Here is a 10,070-nt window from a genome sequence, read left to right as displayed (position 1 = left end):
CCGGCGGTCGAGGCCGGCGCGTTCGGTGACACCGGTGAGGGTGCTCCGGGCACGGCTGCGGTGGTGTCGGGTCCGGGTGCGTGGGTGGTGTCGGGTCGGTCGGCGAACGGGCTGTCGGCGCAGGCGGGCCGGCTGCGGGAGTGGGTCACGGCGCGTGCGGAGCTGGAACCGGCCGATGTCGCCTGGTCGTTGGCGGTGACGCGCTCGGCGTTCGAGCACCGGGCGGTCGTGGTCGGTGGTGACCGCGGTGAGCTGGTGGGCGGCCTGGAGAGCCTGGCCGCGGGGGTGTTCTCGGGCTCGGTGGTGTCCGGCACGGCCCGGTCCGGAGCGCGGGTGGTGTTCGCGTTCGCCGGTCAGGGCTCGCAGTGGCTGGGCATGGGCCGCGAACTCGCACAGGCGAGCCCGGTGTTCGCGGCGCGCCTGGCGGAGTGTGAGAAGGCGCTCGCCCCGTACGTGGAGTGGTCCCTGAGCGATGTTCTCGCCGGGGCGGAGGGTGCTCCGGCGCTGGAGGCTGCGGATGTGGTGCAGCCGGCGTTGTGGGCGGTGATGGTGTCGCTGGCGGCGGTGTGGGAGGCGGCCGGTGTCACTCCGGACGCGGTCGTCGGTCATTCGCAGGGTGAGATCGCGGCGGCGACGGTGGCGGGGATGCTGTCCGTGGAGGACGGCGCCCGTGTCGTTGCTCTGCGCTCCCAGTCGCTGAAGGCCCTGGCCGGTGCCGGCGGAATGATGTCGGTGACCCTGTCCGCAGCGGCCCTGGAGGAACGCCTCGCACGCTGGGGCGACCGCCTGTCGCCGGCGGCGGTCAACGGCCCCTCCGCGGTCGTGGTGTCCGGCGAGCCGCAGGCACTGGAGGAACTGCGGGCCGAGCTGGAGGCCGACGGCATCCGCGCCCGCATGGTCGCCGTGGACTACGCCTCGCACTGCGCCCAGGTGGAGCGCCTGGAGGAGGAGATCACGTCCGTCCTGGCCGGGATCGCTCCTCACCAGGGCCGTATGCCGATGGTGTCGGCCATGACCGGGGAGGTCCTCTCCGGTCCCGAGCTGGACGCCCGTTACTGGTACGGGAGCCTGCGGGCACCGGTCCACTTCGACCGTGCCGTGCGGGTGCTGGCCGGTCAGGGGCATCAGGTGTTCATCGAGGTCACGCCCCACCCGGTCCTGCTGGGTGCGATGACCGAGGCGCTGGAGGAGGTTGCCCAGGACGCCGGTCCGGGTGCGGTGCCCGCCGCCGTGTGCGGCACGCTGCGCCGGGACGACGGCGGCGCGACGAGGCTGGTCACATCGCTGGCCGAGGCGTTCGTGAACGGCGCGGCTGTGGACTGGACCGCGGTGCTGCCCGCCGGCGAGCGGGTGGAGCTGCCGACGTACGCCTTCCGGCACGAGCGGTACTGGCCGAAGGGCGCCCTCGGCTTCACCGCCGCCGGTTCCGCGGTGGGTGGTGACGGTGCGGGCACGGAGGCCGAGGCGCGGTTCTGGGCGGCCGTCGAGGGCGGGGACCTGACGCGGCTCGCCGACACGCTGGCGGTGGACGGCGACCGTCCGCTGAGTGAGTTCCTGCCGGCGCTGGCGTCGTGGCGGCGCCGTGAGCAGGACCGTTCGGTGACGGCCGGCTGGCGGTACCGGGAGAACTGGGTGCAGATCCCCGAGCCCGACCCGTGCACGCTGCGTGGGACTTGGCTCGTGGCGGCCCCGGCCGGACCGGCCGCCACCGCCCTGGCACAGGGCTGCGCGGCGGCACTGAGCGCGCGCGGTGCGGAGGTCGTGGTGGTCGAGGTCCCGGCGGGGACCGTCGAGCGGACCGACGTCGCCGCACTGGTCGTTCAGGCACTGTGCGACGCCGGTACGGAGCCCGCCGGGGTGGCGGGCGTGCTGTCGCTGCTGGCGCTGGACGAGGCGCCGCTGCCCGACCACCCGGTGGTGGCCGGCGGTCTGGCCGCGACCCTGGGCCTGGTCCAGGCGCTCGGTGACACCGAAGTCGTCGCACCCCTGTGGATCGCCACCTGCCATGCGGTGGCCGCCGGACCCGGCGACGAGCCGGCCGGTCCGGTGCAGGCGCAGGTGTGGGGCCTCGGCCGGGCGGTGGGTCTGGAGCACCCCGACCGGTGGGGCGGCCTGGTCGACCTGCCCGGGACGGTCGACGACCGGGCCGGGGCGCGGCTGGTGGCGGTCCTGGCCGGCTGCGGCGAGGACCAGGCCGCGATCCGGTCCACCGGGATCTCGGGCCGGCGTCTGGCCCGGGCCGCACGGCCCCGCGGTACCGAGGAACGCTGGAGCACGCGCGGCAGCGTGCTGATCACCGGCGGGACCGGCGCGATCGCCGGGCACGTGGGGCAGTGGCTCGCCGAGCGGGACGTGCCCCGGCTGGTGCTCGCCAGCAGGTCCGGCCCCGGGGCCGAGGGAGTGGCCGCGAAGGCTGCCGACCTGGCCGCACGCGGCGCCCGCGTGGACGTCGTCACCTGCGACGCCGGTGACCGCTCCGCGCTGGCCGGCGTCGTGTCCTGGACGGGGCGGAGCGGTCCCGTGCTGTCCGCGGTGATGCACACCGCGGGCGTGCTGGACGACGGTGTGGTGGACCGTCTGTCCGCGTCGCGCCTGGAGACGGTGTTGGCGGCGAAGGCGGCGAGCGCCGCCCATCTGGACGAGCTGACCGCGGATCTGGACCTGGACGCGTTCGTCCTGTTCTCCTCCGCGGCATCGACGCTGGGCTCCGCCGGGCAGGGCAACTACGCCGCCGCGAACGCCTACCTCGACGGTCTGGCCGAGAACCGGCGGGCCCGCGGTCTCGCGGGTGTGTCGGTGGCCTGGGGCCTGTGGGGCGGCGGCGGCCTCGCCGAGTCCAAGGAGGCGATCCGGTCGCGGATGCGGCGGCTTCCCATGCCGGCGATGGATCCGCAACTGGCCGTTCGAGCGTTGGGCGAGGTGCTCGAACAGTCGGATGCGGTCGTCACGGTCATGGATATAGATTGGGCGCGGTTGGCGGCGGCCTCCGGTGCGGTGGACCTGCAACAACGGCCGTTGGTGCGGGACTTGCCAGAGGTTCGCCGGTTGGCCGCCGTGGGGGCTGGACCTGCTGATGTGGTGAGCGGTGAAGGGGAGTGGGATCGGCGCCTGGCCGGTATGGACCGGGCCGAGCAGGACCGGGCGCTGACCGATGTGGTGCGGGCCGAGGCGGCAGTGGTGCTGGGGCATGCCTCGGCGACTGCGGTCCAGGCCAGGCAGGCGTTCAAGGAGCTGGGCTTCGACTCGCTGACCGCGGTCGAGTTGCGGAACCGTCTGAACAGGGCGACCGGACTGCGGCTGCCTGCGACGCTGATCTTCGACTATCCGACTCCGGTGGCACTCGCCACCTGGCTGCGGACGGAACTCGTCCAGGACGAAGTGGTTTCGGCGCCGGTTCTCACCGAACTCGACCGACTGGAGGCTGCCCTGCTGGCCGAGTCGCTGGACGACCCCGCGAGGGAAGAGGCCACCGACCGGCTGCGCCGGCTCCTGGACGCCCTGGGCGCCCAGGACGCCGAGATGAGCAAGAAGCGGCGTGAAGCACAACTCGACGCCGCGACCGACGACGAGCTGTTCGCCCTCGTCGACGAACTCGACTGATCCCTGCCCGGGCCCGATGGGCTTCGCCCGAACAGGGTTGTCCCGCCCGCTCCGTGCGGTCGGCCTTCCCTCCGACACTGCCGAACCTATTCCTGGGAGCTGACCATGTCCGACGAGGACAAGCTTCGTAGTTACCTCAAGCGGGCCATCGCCGACGCCCAGGACGCCCGTGCACGGCTGCGCAAGGTGCAGGAGCGGGCGGCGGAGCCGGTGGCGATCGTCGGCATGGCGTGCCGCTTCCCCGGCGGCGCGGCCACGCCGGAGGGCTTCTGGGAGCTGCTGGCCTCGGGCGGCGACGCGGTGGGCGGGTTCCCGACCGACCGCGGGTGGGACCTGGACATCTACGACCCGGACCGGGAGAGCGAGGGCACCTCGTACACCCGGTCCGGGGCGTTCCTGCAGGGAGCGGCGGAGTTCGACGCGGGGTTCTTCGGGATCAGCCCGCGTGAGGCGCTTGCGATGGACCCGCAGCAGCGGCTGCTGCTGGAGGTGTCCTGGGAGGCGCTGGAGCGGTCCGGGATCGACCCCGGTTCGCTGCGCGGCAGCGCGACCGGCGTGTTCGCCGGCGGCTTCGCATCCGGGTACGGCCTCAGCGTCGCGGCGACGGGTGAGGGAGTGTCCGGCGGCGAGGGCCACCTGATGACCGGCAACGCGACCAGCGTGCTGTCGGGCCGGGTGTCCTACGTGATGGGCCTGGAGGGCCCGGCCGTGACGGTGGACACGGCGTGCTCGTCGTCCCTGGTGGCGCTGCACCTGGCCTGCCAGGCGGTGCGGTCCGGTGAGTGCTCCCTGGCACTGGCCGGCGGCGTGACCGTCATGGTGACACCGGGCATGTTCGTGGAGTTCTCCCGGCAGCGCGGACTGTCGGCCGACGGACGCTGCCGCGCCTTCTCCGAGGACGCCGACGGCACGGGCTGGGCCGAGGGCGCCGGCATGCTCGTCCTGGAGCGGCTCTCCGAGGCGCGACGCCGCGGCCACAAGGTGCTGGCGGTGGTGCGCGGCAGCGCGATCAACCAGGACGGTGCGTCCAACGGCCTCTCCGCGCCCAACGGCCCCTCCCAGCAGCGGGTGATCCGCGCCGCCCTGGCCAACGCCCGCCTGACGGCCGCCGACGTCGACGCGGTCGAGGCGCACGGCACCGGCACCACCCTCGGCGACCCGATCGAGGCCCAGGCCCTGCTCGCCACCTACGGCCGCGAACGCGGCGAGCAGGACCCGTTGTGGCTGGGCGCGGTGAAGTCGAACATCGGCCACACGCAGGCCGCCGCGGGGGCGGCCGGTGTGATCAAGATGGTGCTCGCCCTGCAGCACGGCGAGTTGCCGCAGACCCTGCACGCCGAGGAGCCGACCTCGCACGTCGACTGGTCGGCGGGCGGAGTGCAGCTGCTGAACCGGCCGGTGCCGTGGCCGGCCGGGGAACGCGCGCGCCGCGCCGGTGTGTCCGCGTTCGGGATCAGCGGCACCAACGCCCACGTCGTCCTGGAGGAGGCCCCCGCCGAGGACATCGAGTCCGACGACGAGGCGCAGGGGAGCACGGCACCGCAGGACGGCGCGTCCGGGACGGTGGACGCGGACGCTGCCGGGGCCGCGGCTGCGGTGGTGTCGGGTCCCGGCGCCTGGCTGGTGTCGGGCCGCTCGGCCGAAGGGCTTGCGGCACAGGCGGGCCGGCTGCACGCATGGATCGCCGCACGGCCCGAGTGGGAGCCGGCCGACGTGGCGTGGTCCCTGGCGACCACACGGTCGGCCTTCGAGCACCGGGCCGTGGTGCTGGGCGGTGAGCGGGCGGAACTGGTCGCCGGTCTGCAGAGCCTGGCGGCCGGCTCGTCGGCGGCCTCGGTGGTGTCCGGGGTGACGCATGCCGACGCGCGCGTGGGACTGATCTTCGCGGGCCAGGGCTCGCAGTGGACCGGCATGGGCCGCGGACTCCACGAGAACAGCCCGGTCTTCGCCGAGGTGTTCGACCGGGTGTGCGGGTTGCTGGAGGCGGAGTCGGGGGTGTCGGTCCGGGACGTGGTCCTGGGCGCCGACGGTGTCGATGAGGCTCTGGCCGATCAGACGTTGTATGCGCAGGGGGGTCTGTTCGCGTTCGAGGTCGGTCTTGCGGCCGTGCTGAGGGCGGCGGGCGTGGTCGCGGATGCGGTGGTCGGTCATTCGGTGGGCGAGGTGGCGGCCGCGTACGTGGCCGGGGTGCTGTCACTGGAGGACGCGTGCCGGCTGGTGGCGGCGCGGGCTCGTCTGATGCAGGGGCTGCCGGGTGGCGGGGCGATGGCGGCGGTCAACGCTCCCGAGGCTGATGTGCTTGCCGGTCTTGCGGACGTTCCCGGGGCGTCGATCGCGGCGGTCAACGGTCCCGAGTCGGTGGTGGTCTCGGGTGAGACGGCTGAGGTCGAGCAGGTGGTGGAGTACTGGCGGGAGCGGGGTCGTCGGGTGCGGCGGCTGCGTGTGTCGCACGCGTTCCACTCGGCGGCGATGGATCCGGTCCTGGATGAACTGGGCGCGCTGGCTGGCGAGTTGGCGTACGAGCGGCCGCAGTTGCTGTGGGCGGGTGCGTTGACCGGGGAGGTGCTGACGGAGTGCGATCCCGGGTACTGGCCCGCGCAGACGCGTGGGGCGGTGCGGTTCGCCGATGCGGTAGCCGCTCTCGCCGCGCAGGGCGTCTCGGTGTTCATCGAGGTCGGTCCCGACGGATCGCTGTCCTCGCTGGGCCCGGACGCCGTCGCGGCCGTCGAGGGCGAGGAGAGTGTCTTCGTCCCGCTGCAACGACGGGACGACGAGGGAGCCACGGGCCTGGTGACGGGCCTTGCGCGGGCCTTCGTGCACGGTGCGGCCGTGGACTGGACGACGGTCCTGCCGGCCGGGCAGCAGGTGGAACTCCCGACGTACGCCTTCCGGCACCAGCGGTTCTGGCCGCACACCATCCTCGCGCTGCCCACGGCCGGATCCGCCGTCGGCGCGGACGACGCGAACACGGCCGCGGAGGCGCAGTTCTGGGCCGCCGTCGAGGGCGGCGACCTGGCGTACATCACCGACGCACTGGCCGTGGACGGCGGCCGGCCGTTCAGCGAGATCCTGCCGGCGCTGGCGTCGTGGCGGCGGCGCGAGCGGGACCGGTCCGCGACGGCGGGCTGGCGCTACCGCGTGACCTGGGCCCCGGTCGCCGATCCCGACCCCCGCATGCTGTCGGGGGTGTGGCTGCTGGCGACGCCGGCCGGCCCCGACACCGCGGACCTGGCACAGGCGTGCGCGGCCGCGCTGACCGACCGCGGCGCCGACGCGGTCGTGGTCGAGGTCCCGGCCGGGACCTCGGACCGCACCGAGGCGGCCGCACTGCTCGATGAGGCCCTGCGGCGTGCGGGGACGGAGCCTGCCGGGGTGGCGGGCGTGCTGTCGCTGCTGGCCCTGGACGAGACGCCGCTGCCCGGCCACCCGGTGGTGGCCGGCGGCGTGGCGGCGACGCTGGGGCTCGTCCAGGCACTGGGCGATGCCGGAGTCGTCGCACCGCTGTGGCTGGCCACCCGCGGGGCGGTCGTCGCCGCTCCCGGCGAGACGCCGGGCAGCACGGTGCAGGCGCAGGTGTGGGGCCTGGGCCGGGTGGTGGGCCTGGAGCACCCGGACCGGTGGGGCGGGTTGGTCGACCTGCCCGAAACGGTCGACGAGCGCGGGGGCGCACGGCTGGTCGCGGTGCTGGCCGGGTGCGGTGAGGACCAGGTCGCGATCAGGGCGGCCGGTCTCCTGGGCCGCCGTCTGACGCGTGCGCCGCAGTCCCGTGCCTCCGCCGGGGGCTGGACGCCGCGCGGTAGCGTGCTGATCACCGGCGGAACCGGCGCGATCGCCGGACATGTGGCGCGCTGGCTGGCCGGACGCGGCGCCCAGCGCCTCGTACTGACGAGCCGCTCCGGCCCCGGCGCCGGGGGCGCGGCGACGCTCGCGGCCGAGCTTGCGGCGGCGGGCTCCACGGTCGAGATCGTGACCTGCGACGTCGGAGACCGCCCGGCGCTCGCCGGGCTCCTCGCCCGGATCGGCGAGAGCGGCCCCGAGCTGTCCTCGGTGATGCACACGGCGGCGGTCCTGGACGACGGTGTCGTCGACCGGCTCTCCGTGTCCCGCCTGGCGACGGTCCTGAAGGTGAAGGCCCAGGGCGCGGTCCATCTCGACGAGCTGACCGCGGACCTGGACCTGGACGCCTTCGTCCTGTTCTCCTCGGTCGCATCGACGCTGGGAGCCGCGGGGCAGGGCAACTACGCCGCGGCCAACGCATACTTGGACGCACTGGCGGACAACCGGCACGCCCGCGGGCTGACCGCTCTGTCCGTGGCCTGGGGCACATGGGCGGGCGGCGGCTTCGCCGAGTCCAGCGAGGCGGTGCGCAAGCGGGTCGAGCGCGGCGCGATGCCGGCGATGGACCCCCGCCTCGCCGCGCGTGCCCTCGGCGAAGCGCTGGACGGTCCCGACGCCGTCGTGACCGTGATGGACGTCGACTGGGCGCAGTTGGCATCCGCACCGGGAGCGGCGGACCTGCGGGAGACGCCCCTGGTACGGGACCTGCCGGAGATCCGCCGGCTGGCCCTCGCGGGCGCGGGCACGGCACTCGTGGAGCACGCCGAGGGCGCGCTGGCGCGGCGGCTGGCCGGGCTGGGCCGGGCCGAGCAGGAGCGGCTGCTGACCGACGTGGTGCGCGCCGAGGCCGCCGCGGTCCTGGGACACGCCTCGCCGGACGCGGTGCAGGACCGACGTGCCTTCAAGGACCTCGGCTTCGACTCGCTCACCGCGGTGGAACTGCGCAACCGCCTGAACGCGGTGACGGGACTGCGGCTGCCGGCGACGCTGGTGTTCGACTACCCCACCCCGGTGGCGCTCGCCGAGTTCCTGCGCGGGGAACTGACCGGCGAGGACGCGGGCTCCGGCGCGGTGGTCGTCGCCGCGGCAGCCTCGGACGAGCCGCTCGCAATCGTCGGCATGAGCTGCCGGTTCCCCGGCGGCGCGGGCAGCCCGGAGGAGTTCTGGAGGCTGCTGGCCACCGGCGAGGACGCGATCTCGGGCTTCCCCGACGACCGCGGCTGGGACACCGACAGCCTCTTCGACCCCGACCGCGAGGCCGACGGCACCTCCTACGTGCACGAGGGCGGATTCCTCTCCGGGGTGGGCGAGTTCGACGCCGGGTTCTTCGGGATCAGCCCGCGTGAGGCCCTCGCCATGGACCCGCAGCAGCGGCTGCTGCTGGAAAGCTCGTGGGAGGCGCTGGAACGGGCCGGCATCGACCCGGCGACGCTGCGCGGCAGCGCGACCGGAGTCTTCGCCGGCGGCTTCTCGTCCGGATACAGCATCGGCATGCTACTGGCGGGCCAGGGCGCGTCCGGCGTCGAGGGCCACATGCTGACCGGCAACGCCACCAGCGTGCTCTCCGGCCGCGTGTCCTATGCGCTGGGTCTGGAGGGCCCGGCGGTGACGGTCGACACGGCCTGCTCCTCCTCCCTCGTCGCGCTCCATCTGGCCGCGCAGGCGCTGCGGTCCGGCGAGTGCTCGCTCGCCCTGGCCGGTGGCGTCACCGTGATGGCGACGCCGAGCACGTTCATCGACTTCTCCCGGCAGCAGGGACTGTCCGCGGACGGCCGGTGCCGGGCGTTCTCGGCCGACGCGGACGGCACGGGCTGGGCCGAGGGCGTCGGCATGCTGGTGGTGGAGCGGCTGTCCGACGCCCGCCGCAACGGCCACACGGTGCTCGCGGTCGTGCGCGGCAGCGCGGTCAACCAGGACGGTGCGTCCAACGGCCTGACCGCGCCCAACGGCCCTTCCCAGCAGCGCGTCATCCGTGCCGCGCTGGCCAACGCCCAGCTGTCGGCCGCCGACGTGGACGTGGTCGAGGCGCACGGCACGGGCACCACCCTCGGTGACCCGATCGAGGCCCAGGCCCTCCTGGCCACCTACGGCCAGGAACGCCCCGAGGGCCGTCCGCTCTGGCTCGGCTCGGTGAAGTCCAACATCGGACACACCCAGGCCGCGGCAGGCATGGCGGGCATCATCAAGATGGTGCTGGCCCTGCAGCACGAGGAACTGCCGCAGACGCTCCACGCGCAGGAGCCGTCGCCGCACGTGGACTGGTCGGTGGGCGAGGTACGGCTGCTGACCGAGCAGGTGCCCTGGCCGGCGGACGAGCGGATACGACGCGCGGGCGTCTCCTCGTTCGGCATGAGCGGCACCAACGCGCACGTCATCCTGGAGGAAGCGCCCGCCGCCGGAACCGGCGAGCCCGAGGACGCCGCCGGGCCGGCCGCCGGCGCGAGCGTGGCTCCGGTGCTGTCGGGTGCGGGTGCGGGTGCCGGTGCGTGGCTGGTGTCGGGTCGTTCGGCCGACGGTCTGACGGCGCAGGCGGCCCGGCTGCGTGCGTGGGTCGCTGCGCGGCCGGAGTCGGAGCCGACGGATGTGGCCTGGTCGCTGGCGACCACACGAGTGGCGTTCGAGCACCGGGCCGT

The 10,070-nt window shown here is 74.5% G+C and carries 2 protein-coding genes; both read left to right on the top strand.

What is annotated here, in order from left to right; translation table 11 throughout:
* Window positions 1–3,600: acyltransferase domain-containing protein (locus ACFZCP_RS45570; protein ID WP_391443091.1), on the top strand; the 3,600-nt coding region annotated here is incomplete at its 5' end.
* A 105-nt stretch (window positions 3,601–3,705) separates the two neighbouring features.
* A partial coding sequence (locus tag ACFZCP_RS45565; RefSeq protein ID WP_391443088.1) for a type I polyketide synthase occupies window positions 3,706–10,070 on the top strand: 6,365 nt, incomplete at its 3' end.

Source organism: Streptomyces sp. NPDC007971, from assembly GCF_042958635.1.
Classification (GTDB): Bacteria; Actinomycetota; Actinomycetes; order Streptomycetales; family Streptomycetaceae; genus Streptomyces.
Note: the sequence above shows the minus strand (reverse complement) of the source record. Positions and strands in the feature narration are given on the sequence as shown.